19 protein-coding genes are annotated in these 19,396 nt (G+C 77.1%); 14 read left to right on the top strand and 5 right to left on the bottom strand.

Going from position 1 to position 19,396, the window contains the following annotated elements; translation table 11 throughout:
• Positions 1 to 73: 73 nt before the first annotated feature.
• The 3 genes from WAA21_RS15230 to WAA21_RS15220 are packed head-to-tail and all read right to left on the bottom strand — an operon-like array spanning position 74 to position 2,590.
• On the bottom strand, positions 74 to 463 hold the full coding sequence (locus tag WAA21_RS15230) for a VOC family protein (protein WP_336923680.1): 390 nt from the start codon (positions 461 to 463) through the stop codon (positions 74 to 76).
• 21 nt (positions 464 to 484) lie between these two features.
• Entirely contained in the window at positions 485 to 1,708 is a 1,224-nt protein-coding gene (locus tag WAA21_RS15225) for an acetyl-CoA C-acetyltransferase (protein ID WP_336923679.1), read from the bottom strand.
• A 21-nt stretch (positions 1,709 to 1,729) separates the two neighbouring features.
• Positions 1,730 to 2,590 (bottom strand): SGNH/GDSL hydrolase family protein, encoded by an 861-nt coding sequence (locus WAA21_RS15220; protein ID WP_336923682.1) that lies wholly within the window; start codon positions 2,588 to 2,590, stop codon positions 1,730 to 1,732.
• A 157-nt stretch (positions 2,591 to 2,747) separates the two neighbouring features.
• Here WAA21_RS15220 and WAA21_RS15215 point away from each other — a divergent pair, with 157 nt between their 5' ends.
• From WAA21_RS15215 to WAA21_RS15195, 5 genes are all read left to right on the top strand, one after another.
• Complete coding sequence (locus WAA21_RS15215) at positions 2,748 to 4,160, top strand: cystathionine beta-synthase (protein WP_336923678.1); 1,413 nt, start codon at positions 2,748 to 2,750, stop codon at positions 4,158 to 4,160.
• Positions 4,157 to 5,437, top strand: coding sequence for a CehA/McbA family metallohydrolase (locus WAA21_RS15210; RefSeq protein ID WP_336923677.1), 1,281 nt, complete (start codon positions 4,157 to 4,159; stop codon positions 5,435 to 5,437). The genes WAA21_RS15215 and WAA21_RS15210 overlap by 4 nt, the downstream gene beginning before the upstream one ends.
• 52 nt (positions 5,438 to 5,489) lie before the next feature.
• Entirely contained in the window at positions 5,490 to 6,320 is an 831-nt protein-coding gene (gene heR, locus WAA21_RS15205) for a heliorhodopsin HeR (protein ID WP_336923676.1), read from the top strand.
• Between the two features lie 27 nt (positions 6,321 to 6,347).
• Positions 6,348 to 7,838 carry a DMT family transporter gene (locus WAA21_RS15200; RefSeq protein WP_336923675.1) on the top strand — a complete coding sequence of 497 codons (1,491 nt, stop codon included), beginning with the start codon at positions 6,348 to 6,350 and terminating at the stop codon, positions 7,836 to 7,838.
• Between the two features lie 149 nt (positions 7,839 to 7,987).
• On the top strand, positions 7,988 to 10,672 hold the full coding sequence (locus WAA21_RS15195) for a fibronectin type III domain-containing protein (RefSeq protein WP_336923681.1): 2,685 nt from the start codon (positions 7,988 to 7,990) through the stop codon (positions 10,670 to 10,672).
• A 4-nt stretch (positions 10,673 to 10,676) separates the two neighbouring features.
• Here the strand turns inward: WAA21_RS15195 and msrA are convergent, their stop codons facing one another.
• Positions 10,677 to 11,363: a peptide-methionine (S)-S-oxide reductase MsrA gene (gene msrA / locus WAA21_RS15190; protein WP_336923674.1), complete on the bottom strand. Its 687-nt coding sequence runs from the start codon at positions 11,361 to 11,363 to the stop codon at positions 10,677 to 10,679.
• A gap of 93 nt (positions 11,364 to 11,456) precedes the next feature.
• On the opposite strand from msrA, the gene WAA21_RS15185 reads away from it, so the two are divergent.
• Genes WAA21_RS15185 through WAA21_RS15155 form a run of 7 tightly spaced genes read left to right on the top strand, consistent with a single transcriptional unit; the run spans position 11,457 to position 16,734 of the window.
• Positions 11,457 to 12,233 (top strand): DUF4129 domain-containing protein, encoded by a 777-nt coding sequence (locus WAA21_RS15185; protein ID WP_336923673.1) that lies wholly within the window; start codon positions 11,457 to 11,459, stop codon positions 12,231 to 12,233.
• The gene (locus WAA21_RS15180) at positions 12,230 to 12,640 is read left to right on the top strand and encodes a hypothetical protein (RefSeq protein ID WP_336923672.1); all 411 of its coding nucleotides are present in this window, start codon (positions 12,230 to 12,232) and stop codon (positions 12,638 to 12,640) included. Before WAA21_RS15185 ends, WAA21_RS15180 begins: the two co-directional genes overlap by 4 nt.
• The gene (locus WAA21_RS15175; protein ID WP_336923671.1) at positions 12,637 to 13,620 is read left to right on the top strand and encodes an AAA family ATPase; all 984 of its coding nucleotides are present in this window, start codon (positions 12,637 to 12,639) and stop codon (positions 13,618 to 13,620) included. Before WAA21_RS15180 ends, WAA21_RS15175 begins: the two co-directional genes overlap by 4 nt.
• Before the next feature lie 4 nt (positions 13,621 to 13,624).
• A complete protein-coding gene (locus tag WAA21_RS15170; protein WP_336923670.1) occupies positions 13,625 to 14,947 on the top strand; it encodes a DUF58 domain-containing protein in 1,323 nt (440 codons plus the stop codon).
• Positions 14,944 to 15,375, top strand: a complete 432-nt coding sequence (locus WAA21_RS15165) for a hypothetical protein (protein WP_336923669.1) — start codon at positions 14,944 to 14,946, stop codon at positions 15,373 to 15,375. The genes WAA21_RS15170 and WAA21_RS15165 overlap by 4 nt, the downstream gene beginning before the upstream one ends.
• Before the next feature lie 37 nt (positions 15,376 to 15,412).
• On the top strand, positions 15,413 to 15,853 hold the full coding sequence (locus WAA21_RS15160; protein WP_336923668.1) for a GtrA family protein: 441 nt from the start codon (positions 15,413 to 15,415) through the stop codon (positions 15,851 to 15,853).
• The gene (locus tag WAA21_RS15155; protein WP_336923667.1) at positions 15,850 to 16,734 is read left to right on the top strand and encodes a glycosyltransferase family 2 protein; all 885 of its coding nucleotides are present in this window, start codon (positions 15,850 to 15,852) and stop codon (positions 16,732 to 16,734) included. The genes WAA21_RS15160 and WAA21_RS15155 overlap by 4 nt, the downstream gene beginning before the upstream one ends.
• Here the strand turns inward: WAA21_RS15155 and WAA21_RS15150 are convergent.
• On the bottom strand, positions 16,709 to 17,326 hold the full coding sequence (locus WAA21_RS15150) for a class I SAM-dependent methyltransferase (protein ID WP_336923666.1): 618 nt from the start codon (positions 17,324 to 17,326) through the stop codon (positions 16,709 to 16,711). The two genes, WAA21_RS15155 and WAA21_RS15150, sit on opposite strands and share 26 nt — an antisense overlap.
• 103 nt (positions 17,327 to 17,429) lie before the next feature.
• On the opposite strand from WAA21_RS15150, the gene WAA21_RS15145 reads away from it, so the two are divergent.
• Positions 17,430 to 18,446: a glycosyltransferase gene (locus tag WAA21_RS15145; RefSeq protein ID WP_336923665.1), complete on the top strand. Its 1,017-nt coding sequence runs from the start codon at positions 17,430 to 17,432 to the stop codon at positions 18,444 to 18,446.
• Positions 18,443 to 19,378 carry an NAD-dependent epimerase/dehydratase family protein gene (locus WAA21_RS15140; protein ID WP_336923664.1) on the top strand — a complete coding sequence of 312 codons (936 nt, stop codon included), beginning with the start codon at positions 18,443 to 18,445 and terminating at the stop codon, positions 19,376 to 19,378. Before WAA21_RS15145 ends, WAA21_RS15140 begins: the two co-directional genes overlap by 4 nt.
• Positions 19,379 to 19,396: the final 18 nt, after the last annotated feature.

Raw genomic sequence — 19,396 nt, 5'->3', positions numbered from 1 at the left:
GCCCGGGTGGTGCTGCCGTGCGGGCCGGTGGAGGAGTGGCTGCACCACCGCCTCGCGGCGTGACCGGGTGCGGTCAGGCCGGCCGCTCGTCGGCGGGCAGGTCCTGGACCGACCGGGAGAGCAGGCAGAACTCGTTGCCCTCCGGGTCGGCGAGCACTACCCACGTCGAGTCCGCCGACTGGCCGACGTCGACGCGCCGGGCGCCGAGCGCCTCGAGCCGGGCCAGCTCGACCTCGGTGCTCGTGCCGTCGGCGCGCAGGTCGAGGTGGAGCCGGTTCTTGACCGTCTTGGCCTCCGGCACGGCGAGCACGTCGATCCGGGGCCACGACCGGTCCGGCGGGGCGATGCCGACGCCCTCCTCGTCCACCTCGACCACGCGCCAGCCGAGCACCTCGCACCAGAAGTCGGCGACCCGCCCGGGGTCGGTCGCGTCGATGGCCACCACGGCGATCCGGCTCGTCATGGCGCCGATGGCACCACGGGCCTACGACAGCCGCTCGTACACGACGGCCATGCCCTGGCCGCCGCCCACGCACATCGTCTCCAGGCCGATCGAGCCGTCGGTCACCCGCAGCGCGTTGAGCAGCGTCGTCGTGATGCGGGCGCCGGTCGCGCCGAACGGGTGGCCGTAGGCGATGGCCCCGCCGTGCACGTTGAGCCTCTCCTCGTCCACGCCGAGCTCGTCGGCGCTCGCGAGGACCTGGGAGGCGAACGCCTCGTTGATCTCCACGAGGTCGACGTCGGCCATCGTGAGGCCGGCGCGCTGCAGCGCCTGCCGCGACGCCTCGACCGGGCCGAGCCCCATGATCTCCGGGCTGAGCGCCGACACGCCGGTGGACACCACGCGCGCGAGCGGGGTGAGCCCGTGCGCGTGCGCGAAGTCGGAGGAGACGACGACCAGCGCGGCGGCGCCGTCGTTGAGGGCGCAGCAGTTGCCCGCCGTCACGGTGCCCGTCGCGCGGAACACCGGCTGCAGCGAGGCGACCTTCTCGTACGTGACGCCGGGTCGTGGGCCGTCGTCGGTCGTGACGACCGACCCCTCCGGTGTCGTCACCGGTGTGATCTCGCGGGCGACGTGGCCGGCCGCGATGGCCGCCTCCGCGCGGTTCTGGCTCGTGACGCCCCAGTGGTCCTGCCGCTCGCGCGAGACCCCGCGCAGGTGGGCGACGTTCTCCGCGGTCTGCCCCATGGCGATGTAGACGTCCGGCAGCTCGCCGTCCTCGCGCGGGTCGTGCCAGTCCGCGTCCATCTCGGCGGTGCGCGCGGTGCGGTCCCGGGCCGGCGTGAAGCGCGGGTTCATCGTGTCGTCGCCGAACAGGTCCGACCCGGCCACGCCCCGGTAGCGCGAGACGCACTCGACCCCGGCCGACACGAACGCGTGCCCCTCACCCGCCCGGATCGCGTGCATCGCCATGCGCGTGGTCTGCACCGAGGAGGAGCAGAACCGGTTGACCGTCGTGCCCGGCAGCCCGTCGTGACCGAGCAGCACGGCGACGACGCGCGCGAGGTTGGTGCCGTGCTCGCCGGACGGCTCGGCGCAGCCGAGGAGCAGGTCGTCGAGGTCGTCGGCCGACATGCCGGGGACCGCCTCGAGCGCGGCGCCGACGACCTGCGCGGCGAGGTCGTCGGGACGGACGTCGACGAGCGAGCCCTTGCGGGCGCGTCCGATCGGTGAGCGGGTCGCGGAGACGACGACGGCGTCGGTCATGCCGCGAGCCTACCCGCGGGGTTACCGACCGGTAACCAGCGGCTGGTGCGTGCCCGTGAGGAGCGCGACGGCGACCGGGACGACGTGCGCCATGACCCGCCGGTACCCCTCGGCCGAGGGGTGGAACCGGTCCTCGGCGAACAGCGGCGCCGGGTCCCGGCGCAGGTCGTCGGCGAGCAGCGCGCGCAGGTCGACGGGGTGACCGCCCGCGAGCAGCACGGATGCCGTCTGCGCGGCGGCGAGCTGTCGCGACCAGCGCCCGCCGAGCGCCCGCAGCGGCTGCGCGACCTGGGCGATGGTGCCGAGGTCGGGCGTGGTGCCGACCACGACGTGGGTGCCGAGCGCGGTGAGCCGGGCGACCGTCTCGCGCAGGAGCCGGGCCGCGGTCGGCGCCGGCACCCGCCGCTGCACGTCGTTGCCGCCGACGATGACGAGGACGACGTCGGGCCGCGGCGCCCGCGCGAGGAGCACGTCGGCCTGGCCCTCGAGCTCGGCGGAGATGCCGCCCGGGCGGGTGGACACCGTCAGCTGCACCTGCCGACCGAGCGCCCGGGCGACCCCGGTCGCGAGCAGGACGCCCGGTGTCCCGGCGGGGGAGTCGGCGCCGACGCCGGCGGCCGCGGAGTCGCCGAGCACCCCCACCTGGACGGGGTCGGTCTCGAGCAGGCCGTCGTCCGGCACGGGACCGGCGGCGTCGTACCGACCGTCCAACGCGTGCGGCGCGGGCATGCGCGGCTCGATCCACCGCTTGGCCAGGTGCGCCTCCGCGACGAGGACCCCCACGCCGGTCACGCCGAGCAGCGTGAGGCCGCCGCCGCCGATCGCGACGGCCTGCGTGAGGCGTCGGAGCCCCGGGCGCACGCTGCCCATGCCGGTCTCCATCGGCACGGCGGGACCGTGACGTGAGCCCGACCGCTCAGGATCGCTCCGGGAGAGCAGCCACCTCACGTCTCCCCGGGTCACGTCCCCAGCCTAGGAACGGCCACGGTGGGGCGCCCACCGGGTCTGGGCCCTCGCAGGGCTCTGCCACGATGGGCCCGTGCGCTACGCCAGCTCCGTCGTCGACCTCGTCGGCGGCACCCCGCTCGTCCGGCTGAACTCGGTGACCGCGGGCCTGTGGGAGGGCGCCGGTTCCGGGCGCGGCCCGCTCGTGCTCGCCAAGGTCGAGTACCTCAACCCCGGCGGCAGCGTGAAGGACCGCATCGCGCTCAAGATGGTCCAGGCGGCCGAGGAGTCCGGCGCGCTGCGCCCGGGCGGCACGATCGTCGAGCCGACGAGCGGCAACACCGGGGTCGGGCTCGCGCTCGTCGCGCAGCAGCGGGGCTACCGCTGCGTGTTCGTGTGCCCGGACAAGGTGAGCGAGGACAAGCGCAACGTGCTGCGCGCGTACGGCGCGGAGGTCGTCGTGTGCCCCACGGCCGTCGAGCCGAGCCACCCGGACTCGTACTACTCCGTCTCCGACCGGCTCGCCCGCGAGCTGCCCGGCGGCTGGAAGCCCGACCAGTACTCCAACCCCGCCGGCCCGGCCAGCCACTACGAGAGCACGGGCCCCGAGGTGTGGGACGACACCGAGGGCCGCGTCACCCACTTCGTCTGCGGCGTCGGCACGGGCGGCACCATCACCGGCACCGGCCGCTACCTCAAGGAGCAGAGCGCGGACCGTGAGGGCGGGCCCGTGCAGGTGGTTGGCGTCGACCCGGAGGGCAGCGTGTACTCCGGCGGCACCGGTCGGCCGTACCTCGTCGAGGGCGTGGGCGAGGACTTCTGGCCGAGCGCGTACGACCCCGAGGTGCCCGACGAGATCGTCGCGGTGTCCGACGCGGACTCCTTCCACATGACCCGCCGCCTCGCCCGCGAGGAGGGCCTGCTCGTGGGCGGCTCGTGCGGCATGGCCGCGGTCGGCGCGCTCCGCGTCGCGCAGCGCCTGGCGCGCGAGGGCCGCGACGACGCGGTGGTCGTCGTGCTGCTGCCGGACTCCGGCCGTGGCTACCTGTCGAAGATCTTCGACGACCGCTGGATGTCGTCGTACGGGTTCCTGCCCGCCGAGGGCGGCCGCACCGCGGGCGACGTGCTGCGCGCCAAGGCGGGCGACCTGCCGGCGCTCGTCCACACCCACCCGAACGAGACGATCCGCGACGCGATCGGAATCCTGCGCGAGTACGGCGTCTCCCAGATGCCCGTCGTCAAGGCCGAGCCGCCCGTCACCAGCGGCGAGGTCGCGGGGGCGGTGACCGAGGAGCACCTGCTCGAGCTGGTCTTCACCGGCCGGGCGAGCCTGGCCGACCCCGTCGAGGCGCACATGGACTCCCCGCTGCCGCTCATCGGGGCCGGGGAGTCCGTCGACGCGCTGCGCGAGGCCCTCACCCTCGGCGACGCGGTGCTCGTGGTCGACGACGGCAAGCCCGTCGGCGTGCTCACGCGCCTGGACCTGCTCGGCTTCCTCGCGCGGTGACGGCCGGCGTCGAGGGCCGCGCGGGCGCCCTGCTCCTGCGGCCGCACTCGCGGGGCGAGGAGCCGCGACCCGGGCCGTCGCGCACGAGCGGGCTCGCCGCGACGCGCCACGCCGACCTCGTGGCGGGCACGCAGGTGCTGCACGCCGACCTGCACAACCACAGCGACCTGTCCGACGGGGCGGGCCACGCCGACGACGCCTTCGCGTGCATGCGCGCGTCCGGCCTCGACGCCGCGGCCCTCACCGACCACGCGGGCTTCGCCGACCCCGACGCGCTCGAGCGGGTCCGCGAGGTGGTGCCGTGGGCGGGCATGCCGGTCAAGACGATCGAGCAGGCGGACTTCCTGCGGGCGACGGAGATCGCCGAGCGCTTCGACGACCCGGGCGGCTTCACGGCCGTGCGCGGCTTCGAGTGGACGACCCCGCACCTCGGCCACGTCAACGTGTGGTTCAGCGAGGAGTGGCTGCCGCCGGACGACCGGCTCGGCGTCGCCGGGCTGCACGAGTGGCTCGTGGCCTCTCGCTCCGGCGACGACGCCCTGTTCGGCTACAACCACCCCGGTCGGGAGCCGCTGCGCTTCGACGCCTTCCGCCACGAGCCGCGCCTCACCGAGCGCATGGTGAGCCTCGAGGTCTTCAACCGCGACGACGACTACCTGTTCGAGGGCTACCGGCTCGGCCAGGCCAGCCCCCTGCTGGAGTGCCTGGACGCGGGCTGGCGGCCCGGGCTGCTCGGGGTCTCCGACGAGCACGGGCGGCGCTGGGGCTTCGAGCCCGGGCGCGGCCGCTCCGGGCTGTGGGTGCGCTCCTGGGACCGCGCGGGCGTGCGCGAGGCGCTGCTCGCGCGGCGCTTCTTCGCCACGCGCGAGCCCGGCCTGCGGCTGGACTGCGTCGTGGAGGCCGGCGACGGCTCCGCGCCCGGCGCGGGCGCCGTCCGGATGGGCGGCGCCCTCGACGTGCCCGGCGGCACGACGTCGCTGACCGTGTCGGTCGACGTCGAGACCGGACCCGAGCACACCGGCCGCGAGCTCGAGGTCCAGGTCCTCACCCGGGGCCTCACGGTGCCGACCGTCCTCGCCGTCGCGCCCGCCCGCTCCGGTCAGGTGGCGGAGGTCGCTGTCGACCTGCAGGGCGGCTGGGACGCCGAGGAGGTGCCGTGGCTCGTCGTGCGGGTCGCGGACCCGACCCTCCGCAACCTGCAGCCGGGACCGTCCGGTCACCCGAGCAACAACCGGGCGCTCGCCTACGCCAGCCCCGTCCGGCTCGTCACGCCCTGAGGTCACGCCGTCCCGGGTCGCGCCGATTCCCTCAGCATGCTGAGAATTGGAGATGACGGACCGCACGCCCGCCGCCGCCCACGTCGTCGGCACGCCGCACGAGCCGGAGGTCGACCCGGCGCACGACACGACGGGGTCCCTCGCGCACCTGCGGCGGGACAACGTCGTCGCCGCCGTCCTGCACGCCGTGCAGGCGGTCGTCGTGCTCGCGCTCGCCACCGACTTCACCCTGCCGGTCACGGCGTCGTACCTCGCGGGCCCGCCGGGGGCCGGACGGTACGAGACCGTCACGCTGTTCGACTCCCCGCTCGCGCTGGGCGTCGCGCTGTTCCTCGCGCTGTCGGCGTCCTTCCACGTGCTCGTGTCGCTGCCGCGGGTGCACGAGCGCTACCTGCGCGGCCTCGCCGACCACCACAACTTCTATCGCTGGGTGGAGTACGCGCTGTCGTCGTCGGTCATGGTCGTGCTCATCGCGCAGCTGACCGGCATCGCCGACGCCGCCGCCCTCATCGGCCTGTTCGGCGTCAACGCGTCGATGATCCTCTTCGGCTGGCTGCAGGAGCGCTACGAGGAGCCCGGCAGCGGCCGGTGGCTGCCCTTCGTCATGGGCTGCGTGGCCGGGGCCGTGCCGTGGCTCGCGATCCTGCTCTACGTCGTCGCGCCAGGGGCGACGTCCGGCGCCGAGCCGCCGACCTTCGTCTTCGCGATCATCATCTCGCTCTTCCTCTTCTTCAACTCCTTCGCCGTCGTGCAGGGGCTGCAGTACGCCCGCGTCGGCCCGTGGCGGCGCTACGTGGTGGGGGAGCGGACGTACATCCTGCTGAGCCTCACGGCGAAGTCCGCGCTCGCGTGGCAGGTGTTCGGCGGGACGCTCGCCGGCTGAGCGGCCCGCCCCGGGCACACTGCGCCGGTGACCGAACCCGGCGTCCAGGCGCCCGTCCGTCCCGAAGCGCCCGGGGCGCACCTCGGCCGCGGGTGGACGCTCGTCCTGCTCGGCATCGCGCTGTTCGTCGTCAACGCCGGGGTGTCGCGGCTCGCGCTGACCAACGGCGTCGACCCCGTCCCGCTGGCGGCCGTCCGGATCGCGGGCACGGCCCTGGTGCTCCTGCTCGTGCTGCTGGCCACCGGGCGCGCCTCCCGGCTCCGGCTGCGCGCCCGGGAGGTGCCGCTGCTGCTCGCCTACGGCCTCGGCGGGGTGGGACTCGTGCAGGTGAGCTACTTCGTCGCCATCCAGCGGCTGCCGATCGGTCTCGCCCTGCTGCTGGAGTACCTCGCGCCGCTGCTCGTGGCGCTCGTCGCCCGCTTCGTGCTGCGCGAGCGGGTCAGCGCCCTGCTGTGGCCCGCCCTCGCCCTCAGCCTCGGCGGCCTCGCCCTCGCCCTCGGGCTCGGCGGCGACGTCGAGCTCGACACCGTAGGGGTGGTGGCCGGGCTCGTCGCGGCCGGGTCCTTCGCGACGTACTTCCTGCTCGGGGAGCGCATCGTCCGCACCCGCGACGCGCTGTCGACGACGTTCTGGGGCTTCGCCGTGCCGGGGCTGCTCTCGCTCGCCTTCGTGCCGTGGCGCTCGCTCGGCGGCTGGACGGGGCAGCCGGTCGCGCTGCCCGACGCGCTCGGCGCAGGTGAGGTGGCGCTCGTCCTCGTGGTCGCGTGGGTCGTCGTCCTCGGCACGCTCTCGCCCTTCGCGGCCGAGACGGCCGCGCTGCGGTGGATCCCGGCGACCCTCGTGACCGTCGTCGCCACCCTCGAGCCCGTCGGGGCCGCCGTGCTCGCGTGGTGGTGGTTCGGCGAGGCGCTCACCGCCCTGCAGGTCGTCGGTTTCTGCCTCGTGCTCGGCGGGGTGGTGCTCGCGCTCGTCGCGCGGTCGTCGGCGGGGACGGGGGACCGGCCCGACGCCGTCCGGGGCGGAGGTGAGGGAACGCCCTTCGGGCGCGGCGCGCCTCGACTACGGTCCGCGAGGAGGTGGGGGACATGCGTGGTCTCGTGGTGCGCGCGCTCGTCGCTGCGCTGCTGCTGCCGGCTGCCGTCGCGGTGGGCCTGGTCGGCCTGGTGGGACCGGCGACGGCCGACGTCGGCGCCGCGCTCGCCACCGACGGCGACCGCGAGCAGCCGCGCCCCCGCGTCTCGCACGTGCTCGGGGGGCGGCTCGGCGACGGCGGGCCGGCGACCGAGGCGCTGGTCACACCCGCCCCACGCGCGCTCGCCGTGGAGCCCGACGGCACGCTCCTCGTGCAGGAGCAGTCGACCCGCCAGCTGCGCGCGCTGGACCCGCGCGCAGGGACCGTCGACGTCCGCTACGGCACGCCCGGGCCCGACGTGGCGGCGTCGGGCACCACGTGGGACGTGCCGGTACCCCCCACGTGGGACGCCCGGGACGTGGGACTGCCGGCTGCCTCGCAGCTGACGCGTGCGGACGACGGCGTCCTGTGGCTGCTGCGCGGCAACCAGTACGTCGCCACGATCGACTCCCGGCACCGGCTGAGCGTCCGCCGCCCGCCGCAGGTCGGTGCGGCCTGGTGGGTCGACCCGAGGCTCGTCCTGCGCGACGGCTCCATGGTGGTGGACATCCGGCGCGGCCCCGACGGCCGCAGCGGGACGACCGGCCTGCTGCCGCCGGGGTGGGTCGACGGGACCGTGCCGGCCCCGCTGTCCGGCACGTCCGCCGGCACGTTCGCGGAAGGACCCGACGGCGCGCTGTACGAGGCGCGCATCTTCGGCATCTACCGCCACGACCGGACGGCCGGGCTCCCCCCCGTCCTGGTGGCCGGCAGCGGTCCCGGCGGTGGTCGGTACCCGGAGCCCGGCGAGGCGACGGACGGTCCCGCGCTCGGTGCCCCGATGCACGCGGCGGCGCTCACGGCCGGTGACGGCGTGCTCGCCTACCTGGACGAGACCGCCCTCGCCCCCAGGGAGCTCTCCGTCCGGGTGGTCGACGGCGGTTCCGTGCGCACCGTCGCGGACCACGCCGACCTGACCGGCGACCGGTCCGACAGCGACTGCGGCACCGCCGCCCTGGCCGTGCGCGGGGACGACGTCGTCGTCGCGTGCGACCACGCGCTGCGGGCCTTCGCGGTCGACGGGTCCGACCTCGGGACGGGCGGCCGGGTCCTTCTCGGCCGTCACGACCTGCACCGCTTCGGCTCGCCGGACGGCACCCCCTCGGCCCGGGTCGGGCTGCCGGAGGGCGTCCACCGGCTCGTGCACCACCCGCTCGACGGCGACCTCGCGGTCGTGAGCGCCGTGGACGTCCGTCGCGAGGTGCCCACGCCCTCAGGCCCGGTCGTCGAGGTCGTCGCCGACGTCCGGGACGCGGCCCGCGGCCTCGGGATCGAGGCCACCTACCTGCGGGACCGGGTGCAGTGGACGGCCGACCTCGCCCCCGACGGTCGGGTCGTCGCGGTGCTCTGCGGGCCGCAGGAGTGCTGGCTGCGGGCCCAGCAGCCGGACGGCACCTGGCGGACGCTCGCCGGGGGCGGGGCGGAGCTGCCCGTCGCGGGCGCCGCGGGAGCCGCCACCCGGCTGCAGCCCGTGGAGTTCCTCAGCACGACCCGCCGGCAGCCCATGGTCGTCGACCGGGAGCGGGGCGAGGTCGTCCTCGTCACCCGGGTCCGCGGCGGACAGGGGGCCCGGCACGCCGTCGTGGTCGTCCCCCTCGACGGTACGCCGCTGCGGACCCCCGTGCTGCCCGGCTCCGGCGACGTGCCGGACGTCGACGCGTGGCTGCAGACCGGTCCGCTCGCGGTGTCGCCCGCCGGGCTCGTGCAGCTGAGCGCGCCGTCGTCCGCGCAGCGGCTGCGCACCGTCGACACGCAGCGGGGGCTGCTGACCGAGTCCGCCACCTTCCTCGTCGGCGGGGCCTCGGTCGCGGAGGCCGACGACGGGACGCTGTGGTCGGGGCAGCCGACGTGGTCCGGTCGCGCCGCGGCGCTGGACCGCTACGTCGTCGGCACCGGCCGGGGAGCCGGGGGAGCGAGCGCCGACGTGCTGCAGCGTGGCGGTGCCCGCGCCGACGGCGCCCTGCTCCCGGTGCCCGACGGTGTGCTCGTCGCCGGTCAGCAGGTCCCAGGGGCCGTGCACCTCGTCGACGTGTCGCCCCTGCCGCCGCTCGCCCCGCCGGGCGTCACCGCCGTGGCGGGCGACGAGCGGGCGACGGTGAGCTGGCAGGAGGCCGACGGCGAGGGCCTGAGCGTGACCGGCTACACCGTCACGGTCGAGCCGGGAGGGCGGAGCCTGCAGACCGGGCCCACCGCCCGGTCCGCCGTCGTCACCGGGCTGACGAACGGCACCGCGTACCGCTTCGTCGTCACCGCGACCAACGCCGCCGGGCCCGGGGCGCCGTCGGCGCCGTCGCCCGCGGTCACCCCGGTCGACACGACGCCACCCGGCCCCGTGCGCGGGCTGTCGAGCACGCCGGGCTGGGGCAGCGTCGCGCTGCGCTGGTCACCGCCGGCGGACCCCGACTTCGCCGGGGTGACGGTCGTGACGCGCCCGGGCCGGACGGCGCCGTCGTCGCCGAGCGACGGGCGGGTCGTCTACCGCGGCAGCGCGACGCAGGTGACGGTCACCGGTCTTGCGCAGGGCGGCTACCACGCGGTGGCGGTCTTCCCCCGCGACGCGGTCGGGAACACCGGTCGCCGGGCGGTCGGGGTGTGGCACGGCAGCAGCGTCACCAGCACCGCCACGCGCCGGTCCGCGGTGTACGGGCAGACCGTCGCCGTCGACGCCGTCGCGCGGCGGACCGACGGCACGGCCCTGGCCGGGGTCCCCGTCGAGCTGCACGTGCGGAAGCGGGGCGCGACCGGCTGGACGAGGGTCGCGACGGCGACGACGTCGGCGTCGGGCACCGCGCGGCTGCAGCACCGCCCGTCGTGGCACGCCGACTACCAGGTGCGGGTGCCCGGCCGGGGCTCCGTCCTCGGCTCCGGCGGGCCCGCGCACCGGGTCGACGTCGCGACGGCGGTGTCGAGCGCGCTCAGCCGCGCGACGGCTCCCCGGGGCGGCACCGTCGAGGTCGCCGGCACCGTGTCGCCCGCGCACGCCGGGAGCACGGTGCACCTGGAGCGCCGGGTCGCCGACGGCTGGCGCCGGGTGACCTCCCAGACCCTGTCGGGCACGAGCGGCTACCGCTTCCAGGTGCGTCGCACGACCGCCGGCAGCGAGGCCTACCGCGTGGTGGCGCCGGGCGACGCCGACCACGCGACCGGCACGAGCGCCGTCCGCACCGTCCGCTGGACCTGACGGGTCAGGCCTCGGGCAGCTGCGCCCTCGCGACCTGGCCGTGCGCGGCCATGTCGTAGCCGACCTGGCAGAAGCCGTGGTTGCAGTACCCGTTCGGGTTCCGCTGCAGGTACTGCTGGTGGTAGTCCTCGGCGTAGAAGAACTCGCCGGCCTCGGCGGCGGGACGGATCTCGGTGACGACCTGGCCGTAGCCCTCGGCGCTCAGCGCCCGCTGGTAGCGCTCGCGGGACTCCCGCGCGGCCGCCAGCTGTGCGTCGGTCGTCGTGAAGACGGCCGAGCGGTACTGCGTGCCGACGTCGTTGCCCTGCCGGTTCGGCGTCGTCGGGTCGTGGTTCTCCCAGAACTCCTTGAACAGCCGCTCGAGCGACACCACGGCCGGGTCGTACACCACCATCGCCGTCTCGGTGTGCCCGGTGCGCCCGGTGCACGTCTCCTCGTAGGTGGAGTTGGGCGTGTAGCCGCCCATGTAGCCGACGGCGGTGGTGTGGACGCCGTCGAGGCGCCAGAAGATGCGCTCGGCGCCCCAGAAGCAGCCCATCGCCACGTACAGCACCTCGTGGCCCTCCGGCCACGGCGGTGTGAGCGACGTGCCCTTGACCACGTGCCGGCCGGGCACGGTGACGGGCGTCGGGCGGCCGGGCAGGGCCTGGTCGCGGGTCACGGGGGTGGCGGTGCGGGAGCCGAACAGCATGCGTCCTCCTCGGTCGCGCGTGGGCCGCGCGTCGGTGTCACCAGGCTCAACAGGCGCGCGGGCCGTGTCGTTCCCGTGTGGTGGGATGAGACGGTGACCGGGGCGAGGGCGGTGACCGGCGGGGGTGGGACGGCGCGCGGCCCGGCGGGCGGTGGCCCGCCGGCCGCGTGGGTGGCCGTGCCCGCGCTCCTCGGCCTCGCCGCCGTCCTGCTCGCGGTCGGGCTCGGGCCCGTCCCGCTGTCCGGCGACAGCCCCGCCGACCGAATCCGCCCGCTCGAGGTCGCGCAGCCGACGGCGGACCCCGCGGGCGAGCGCGTCGTCGACGTCGACCCGCCCCGCTACGGCGACGCCGTCGCGGGTGTGCCGCTGGAGGTCGCCGCCGCCGTCGTGGCGACGAGCCTCGCGCTCGCGCTGCTCGTGCGCTCGCTGCTGAGCGCCCGCCGGGACGCGCCGGCCGACAGCGCGGACGGCGAGGACGACGGGGGCGGCCCGCCCGACGAGGCCGTGACGGCCGACCCGGACGCCGCCGCCCTCGCCGCCGCGGCCCGCAGCGGCCTGCTGCGGCTGGCCGACGTCCCGCCCGGGCACCTCGCGGACGTCGTCGTCGCGTGCTGGGCGGAGCTCGAGCGCGCCGCCACCGGCACCGGCGCGGCCCGCCGCTGGACCGACACCCCCACCGAGTTCGCCGCGCGGCTGGCCCGCAGCGCGCCCGGGCTCGACCGCGCCGCCCTGGAGGGGCTGCGGCGCACGTACTCGCGGGTGCGCTTCGCCGCCCCGGGCACGCCGGCGCGCGAGGTGACGCCGGCGGAGGCCGACGCGGCCCGTGCCGCGCTCGCCTCGCTGCTGCGAGCCGTCGAGGTCGGCGCGTGAGCCCCGTCGCGTGGCCCGTGCCGAGCCTGCGGCGACGGCTCGGCGCCCTCGCGCTGGCGGCGGCGACGGGCGGGCTCTGCTGGTTCGTCGGGATAGGTGCCGGCCGCGCGGTCGGGCTGTGCGTGCTCGTGGCGGTGCTCGCCCTCGCCGTCCGGTTCGAGGAGCCGCTCGAGCAGCGCTGGCCCGACCGGCCCGCCCCGCGCACGCGCCCGGGCCGGCAGGAGGTCGCCCTCACCGCACGGCAGGTCGAGGGCGCCCGGACCGACGCGGGGGACCGCGCCCTGCTCGCCGAGCGGCTGCGCCGCCTCGACGCGCGGGCCGGGGCTCCCTCCGCCCTCGACGACGTCCGGCGCGCGGCCGGGCTCGCCCGCCGCGGCACGACCGGCACCCCGAGGAGCAGCCCGTGACCGACCCCGCCCCGCAGCCCCTGCCCGCCGGAGAGGTCACCCGGCTCGCGACCGGCGTGCTCGACGCCGTCGGCACCGCCGTCGTCGGCATGCGCGAGCCGCTGCGCGTCGCGCTCGCCGCCGTGCTGGCCGGGGGCCACGTGCTGTTCGAGGACGTGCCCGGGCTCGGCAAGACCCTCGCCGCCCGCAGCCTCGCGGCCGCGCTCGGGCTGCAGTTCGCCCGCCTGCAGTGCACGCCGGACCTGCTTCCGTCGGACGTCACCGGCTCGTTCGTCTGGGACCCGGCCACCCGCGACTTCGCGTTCCGTCCCGGCCCGGTGTTCACCGGGCTGCTGCTGGCCGACGAGATCAACCGGACGAGCCCGAAGACGCAGGCCGCGCTGCTGGAGGCGATGCAGGAGGGACAGGTCACCGTCGAGGGGCGCACCACGCCCCTGCCCCGGCCGTTCCACGTCCTCGCCACCGCCAACCCCGTCGAGTACGAGGGCACGTACCCGCTGCCCGAGGCGCAGCTCGACCGGTTCCTCGTCCGCCTCGCCGTCGGCTACCCCGACGCGGCGCAGGAGGGCGACGTGCTGCTGCGGCGGGTCGGCCGCCGGCAGGAGGCGGTCGAGGTCCCCCGCGTCGTGGACGCCGGCACGCTGCGCCGGATGCAGGCCGGCGTCGAGCAGGTCGACGTCGAGGCGGACCTCGCCGCGTACTGCGTCGCCCTCGCCGCGGCGACCCGGGCCCACTCCGCGGTCGAGGTCGGCGCGTCGCCGCGCGGGAGCCTCGCGCTGCTGCTCGTGGCCCGGGGTCTCGCGGTCCTCGACGGCCGCACCGTCGTGCTGCCGGAGGACGTCAAGGCCGCGGCGCCCGCGGTCCTGGGGCACCGCCTCGTGCTCGGGGTGCAGACGTGGTCCGGCGGCGTGACCTCCGCCGCGGTCGTCGAGGAGGTGCTCGGCTCCGTCCGGACGCCCGCGACGGTGCCGACCCGGTGACGGCGTGACGGCCCGCTGGCGCCCCACCGCGGCCCTGCGCCGCGCGGTCGCCCTCGGGCTGGGCGGCCTCGGTGCGGGGGCCGTGCTCGGCTCCCCGGAGGCGGCCGCGCTCGCCGTCCCCCTCGCGCTGACGGCCGCGCTCGCCCTGCGCCCGCGCGAGGCGCCGGCCACGGTGGTGGCGGACGTCCGGGTGCCGCGGACGGGGGCCGTGGGCGAGGGCGTCGACGTGCGGCTCGAGGTGCCCGCGGTGCCGGGGGGCGACCTCGCCGTCGTCGTCGCGCCGGACGGTCCGGTCGCGCTCGCCGTCGGCCGCCGCCCGCGCACCCTCACGGGCCGGCTCGACCCGGGCACGTGGGGCCGGCACGCCGTCACGCGGCCGGACACGCTGCTCGTGGCCGCCGACGGCCACCTCGCCGTCGGTCCGAGCGCCGGCGCCGTCCGCGACGTGCTCGTCGTGCCCGCCGTGCCGCCCGCCGCCGCGGGGCCGCTGCCGCCCCGCGGCACGACGGTCGTCGGCCCGCACCGGACGCGGCGCGCGGGGGACGGCAGCGACCTGCACGCCGTCGACGAGTTCCGGCCCGGCGACCGGCTGCGGGCGGTCGACTGGCGGGCCACCGCCCGGCGCGGGCAGCGCCCTGACGGCCTGCGCCTTCACGTGCGGCGCACGTCCGTGGACGCCGACGGCGACGTCGTGCTCCTGCTCGACACCCGCGGCGACCTCGGTCGCGACGTCGCCTCGTGGTCCGTGCCCGTCGTCCTCGCCGGTGGGGCGGTGGAGCCCGGCAGCAGCCTCGACCTCACGGTGACCACGGCGGCGGCGCTCGCGGCCGCGCACCTGCACGCCGGGGACCGGGTCGCGACCGTCGACCTCACCGTGCCCGCCGCGTCCGTCCGAGCCGGCGCCGGTCGCCGCCACCTGCGCCGGCTCCGCGTCGCGCTCGCGGGCACCACCGCGAGCGGGACGGCCGTCGGCGGGCGGGCCGGGTACGCGGCCACGACGCTGCCCCGCCGGCTGCTCGAGCAGGTGCCGGGACGCGCGCTCGTGGTCGTCCTGTCGCCGTTCCTCGACGACCGGGTCGGCGACCTCGCGCTCGCGCTGCGCCGGCACGGGCGCACGACCGTCGGCGTCGACTGCATGCCGGAGGACCTCGTGGCCGACCGGCGGGGCCCCGCCGGTGCGGCGGCCCTCGCGCTCGTCCTCGCCGAGCGGCGTGCGCGGCTGGCCGCGCTCGCCCGGGCCGGCGTCCCGGTGCTGCCGGCGGGCGCGGACCTGCCGCTCGCCACGCGTCGCCTGGTGCGCGAGCGCGTCCGGGCGGGGGCCGGGTGAGCCCCGCACCCGCCGGCACCGGGCGGACGGTCTCCGGCCTCGTGCCGCGCCTCGTCCTCGTGCTCGCGGCCGCGCTGGGCGCGGCGGCGCAGGTGGCGGGCCGCGACTGGCCCGGCGGCTCGCCGCTGCCCGCCCTCCTGCCCGTGCTGCTCGCGCTGGCGGTGGCGTGGCGCCCGTCGCTGCCGCTCGCGACCCCGGTCGTGCTCGGGCTCGGCCTGCTCGCCGTCCTCGCGGGCGGCGGTCTCGACGCCCGCGACGCGCTCAGCCTGCTCGCCGTGCACGCCACGCACCTCGCCGCGTCGCTGTCGGCGGTGCTCCCGCGCGGGGCGCGGCTGGAGGTCGCCGCCGTGCGGGCGACGTGGCGCCGGTCCGTGCTCGTGCAGGCGGTCGGCCAGGGCGTGCTGCTCGTCGGCGCCGCGGTCGGGTGAGGGCCGCCCGACCGCACATGAACTACCGTCTCGCCACGTGCCGGACGCCCCGCCCCCACCGAGCCGGCTCGCGCGCGCCCGCCGGCTCGCCGGGGACGAGCGCGTCCTCTTCGTCGGCGTCGGCGCCGTCAACACGCTCATCGGGACCGTCGCCTTCGTCGGCCTGCAGCTCACGCTCGGGCGGGTCGCCCACTACCTCGTCGTGCTCCTCGCCGCGCACGTCGTCAGCGTGCTGTGCGCCTTCGTGCTGCACCGGCGCCTCGTGTTCCGGGTGCGGGGCAACGTGCTCCTCGACCTGCTGCGCTTCGAGACCGTCTACCTCGGGGCGCTCGGGGTCAACCTCCTCGCCCTGCCGCTGCTCGTCGAGGTCGCGGGGCTGCCGGTGATCCCCAGCCAGCTGCTCGTCGTCTTCGTCACCGCGCTCATGAGCTACGTGGGGCACAAGTACTTCTCCTTCCGCAGGAAGCAGGCCGCGTGAGCACCGACCCGCTCGTCTCCGTCGTCGTCCCCGCGTACCGGAACGCCCGCTACGTCGCCCGGACCCTCGACTCCGTGCTCCGGCAGACCTACCGCCACCTCGACGTCGTCGTCGCCGACCACTCCTCCGACGACGGCACGTGGGAGCGGCTGCAGCCGTACGCCGACGACCCGCGGGTCAGGCTGCTGCGGACCGAGGCCGGCGGCGGCGCGGAGCGGAACTGGAACCGGGTGACCGACGAGGCGCGGGGGGAGCTCGTCAAGCTCGTCTGCGGCGACGACCTGCTCGCCCCGACGTGCCTGGAGCGCCAGGTGGCGGCGCTGCGGGCCGAGCCCGGCGCCGTCCTCGCCGCGTGCCGGCGCGACCTCGTGGACCCCGCGGACCGGGTGCTCGTGCGTGGTCGCGGGCTCGGCCCGCTGCGCGGGCGGGTGCCCGGCGCGCAGGCCGTCCGCGCGACGGTCCGGGCCGGCACGAACCTGCTCGGCGAGCCCGCGTGCGTCCTGCTGCGCACCGACGTCGTGCGGGCCGTGGGGGGCTGGTCGGCCCGCGACCCCTACCTCATCGACCAGGACCTGTACGTGCGCGCGCTGCGCCACGGCGACCTCGTCGCCCTCGACGAGGTCCTCGCCGCCTTCCGCGTGAGCGCGACGCAGTGGAGCGTCGCCCTGGCCGGCGAGCAGGCCCGGCAGGCGGCCCGCCTGCACGCCCGCGTGCACGCGGACTGGCCGGAGGCCGTCTCGGCCGCCGACGCCCGGCTCGGGTCCCTGCGCGCCGTCGGCACGGCCGGCCTGCGCCGGGCGGCCTACCTCGTGTGGTCCCGGCGGATGCGCGCGGCCCCCGGGTCCGGCGGCGGGGTCACGGACCTGCCAGGCGGCCGGTGACGTTGAACTCGTTGTAGACGAACAGCGACCCCGCCCACCGCGGGAAGGGGAAGGAGTAGCGCCGCTCGACCGCGAGCCCGTGGTCGCGCAGCAGCGCCTCCACGACGTCGAAGTCGCAGAAGCGCACGTGCGTGGGGTCGAAGGCCTGGCCGCGCTCCTGCGGGGTGACGACGTGGACCGCGCCGCCCGGGCGCACGTACGGCAGGTACGTGCGGAGGATCTCGTCGGCGGTGGCGGCGTCGACGTGCTCGACGACGTGGGCGAGGAGCAGGCTGTCGAAGCCGCCGCGCACCGCGTCCGGCGAGCCCGCGAACTCCTCGGTCGTCCACGCCCGCAGGCCCAGCGAGCGGCAGTGGGCGACGAAGGCGGGGTTGTGGTCGACGCCCACCCCGTTGCCGTCGAGGTGGGTGAGGTTGCGGCCCAGGCCGCAGCCCACGTCGAGGACGCGCCCCAGGCGCAGACGTCGCACGTTCCACCGGTACGGCGCCTGGACCGGCAGGACCCGCTTCCACCACACCGTCTGCAGGGCCACCAGCCGCTCGGTGTACGCCGCGCCCCGCGTGTCCGCCCCGTCCTGGCCCGGCTGCTCCATGTCGTGCCCGTCTCCCGTCGGCCGCTGCGTCCGCGGCCCATGCTAGGCACCCCCGCCCGCGGGGGGGCGGGACGCGCGCGGTGCGTGTGTACCCTCGCAGCCCATGGCCAGGGAGCCGGACGGCGGGTTCGTCCACGAGGTCTCGGTGGCCGTCCCGGTCTACCAGGGGCAGACGAGCCTCGTGCCCGTCGTCGAGGAGCTGCTGTCCCACGTCGAGCCGGCCACGACGCCGGACGGGCACGTGTGGCGCGTCGCGGAGGTGCTGCTCGTCCACGACAACGGCCCGGACGACTCGGCCGGCACCATCCGGGCGCTCGCCGCGCGCCACGACGTCGTCCGCCCGGTGTGGCTCAGCCGCAACTTCGGCCAGCACGCCGCCACGCTGGCCGGCATGGCGTCCTCCGGCGGGGACTGGGTCGTCACGATGGACGAGGACGGCCAGCACGACCCGGCCGACATCGCCCGCTTCCTCGACACCGCGATGCGGGAGCAGGCGGCGCTCGTCTACGCCCGCCCGACCAACCCGGCCCCGCACGGCAGCCTGCGCAACAGCGCGAGCCGGGCCGCCAAGTGGGTGTTCTCGAAGGTGCTGAGCCCCGACGCGCCCGTCCACTTCCAGAGCTACCGCCTCGTGCTCGGCGAGGTCGGTCGCAGCGTCGCGGCCTACGCCGGGGCGGGGGTGTACCTCGACGTGGCCATCGGCTGGGTGGCCAACCGGACGGCCTACTGCCCGGTGGTGCTGCGCGAGGAGCACGGCCGCCGCTCCGGCTACTCCTGGCGCAGCCTGCTCGCGCACTTCTGGCGCCTCGCGCTGTCCTCGGGCACCCGCGGGCTGCGCGTCGTGAGCGTGCTGGGGGTCCTCCTCGCCGTGCTCGGCGTCGCCCTGGCCGTCGTCCTCGTCGTCGCGAGGCTCGCGGGCGACGTCCCGGTCCAGGGCTGGACCTCGGTCATGGTCGTCACGCTCATCGGCACCGGGTCGGTCCTGCTGTGCCTGGGCGTGGTGGCGGAGTACGTGGGTGTGGCGGTCGGCATGGCGATGGGACGGCCCCTGTTCCTCCTCGTCGGCGACCCGGCCGCGGGGCCGCTCGGCGCGGCGCCCGCGGGACGGGACGGGCGGTGAGCGCACCCCTCACCTGGGTGGTGGGGGCGGGTGGCCTGCTCGGCTCGTCGGTCCTGGCGGCGGCGTCGGCCCGGGGGCCGGTGTGGTGGCCGCGCGAGCCGGTGCCGTGGGGCACGCCCGGGTGCGCCGACGCGCTCGCGGCGCAGGCGGCGGCCTTCGCCCGGGCGGCGGCGGGAGCCCCCTGGCGGGTCGCGTGGTGCGCGGGGACGGCCGTCCCCGGCTCGCCGGAGGAGCAGCTGCACGAGGAGGAGGCCGTCGCCGCCCGCCTGCTCGAGGCCCTCGCGCGCGTGCCCGGCGCGGGTGCGGTGTTCCTCGCCTCCTCCGGCGGAGGCGTGTACGCGGGCTCGAGCGGCCCGCCCTTCACCGAGCGCACCGAGCCCCGGCCGCTCGCGCCGTACGGCCGCAGCAAGCTGCGCCTGGAGGCGCTGGCGGAGCGGTGGGCCGCGCGCACCGGGCACCCCGTCACGCTCGGGCGGCTGTCGAACCTCTACGGCGCCGGGCAGGACCTCGACAAGCCGCAGGGCCTGGTCTCGGTGCTGTGCCGGGCCACCCTGCTGCGCCGGCCGGTGCCGCTGTACGTGTCGCTGGACACCGTGCGGGACTACCTGTGGGCCGACGACGCCGGCCGGACCGTCGTCGCGGCACTGGACGCCGACGCGGGCGCGGCCGGCCGCGCGGTCGTGCGCGTCATGTCGTCGGACCGCCCGACGACCGTCGGCCTGCTGCTGCGCGTGCTCGAGCGGGTCGCCGGGCGCCGCCCGCAGGTCGTGCACGCGACGTCGCCCGCCGCCCGGTGGCAGACCCGCGACCTGCGGCTGCGCTCGGTGCTGGCCGGCGGGCTCGACCTGGCGCCGCCCACGCCCCTGCCGGTCGGCGTGCTCCGCGTCTACCAGCACCTGCTGCGCCTGCAGCAGCAGTCCCGGCTCGCCTGAGCGGGGGCCGGCGCAGCG

Source organism: Aquipuribacter sp. SD81 (genome assembly GCF_037153975.1).
In the GTDB taxonomy this organism is placed as follows: Bacteria; Actinomycetota; Actinomycetes; order Actinomycetales; family JBBAYJ01; genus Aquipuribacter.
This window is presented reverse-complemented; position numbering and strand designations above follow the sequence as displayed.

What these genes read in the sequence shown, in the direction of transcription:
- WAA21_RS15230 (WP_336923680.1), bottom strand. Translation starts at nt 463, where the DNA reads ATGACGAGCCGGATCGCCGTGGTGGCCATCGACGCGACCGACCCCGGG.
- WAA21_RS15225 (WP_336923679.1), bottom strand. Translation starts at nt 1,708, where the DNA reads ATGACCGACGCCGTCGTCGTCTCCGCGACCCGCTCACCGATCGGACGC.
- WAA21_RS15220 (WP_336923682.1), bottom strand. Translation starts at nt 2,590, where the DNA reads ATGGAGACCGGCATGGGCAGCGTGCGCCCGGGGCTCCGACGCCTCACG.
- heR (WP_336923676.1), top strand. Translation starts at nt 5,490, where the DNA reads ATGACGGACCGCACGCCCGCCGCCGCCCACGTCGTCGGCACGCCGCAC.
- WAA21_RS15195 (WP_336923681.1), top strand. Translation starts at nt 7,988, where the DNA reads ATGGTGGTGGACATCCGGCGCGGCCCCGACGGCCGCAGCGGGACGACC.
- msrA (WP_336923674.1), bottom strand. Translation starts at nt 11,363, where the DNA reads ATGCTGTTCGGCTCCCGCACCGCCACCCCCGTGACCCGCGACCAGGCC.
- WAA21_RS15150 (WP_336923666.1), bottom strand. Translation starts at nt 17,326, where the DNA reads ATGGAGCAGCCGGGCCAGGACGGGGCGGACACGCGGGGCGCGGCGTAC.
- WAA21_RS15145 (WP_336923665.1), top strand. Translation starts at nt 17,430, where the DNA reads ATGGCCAGGGAGCCGGACGGCGGGTTCGTCCACGAGGTCTCGGTGGCC.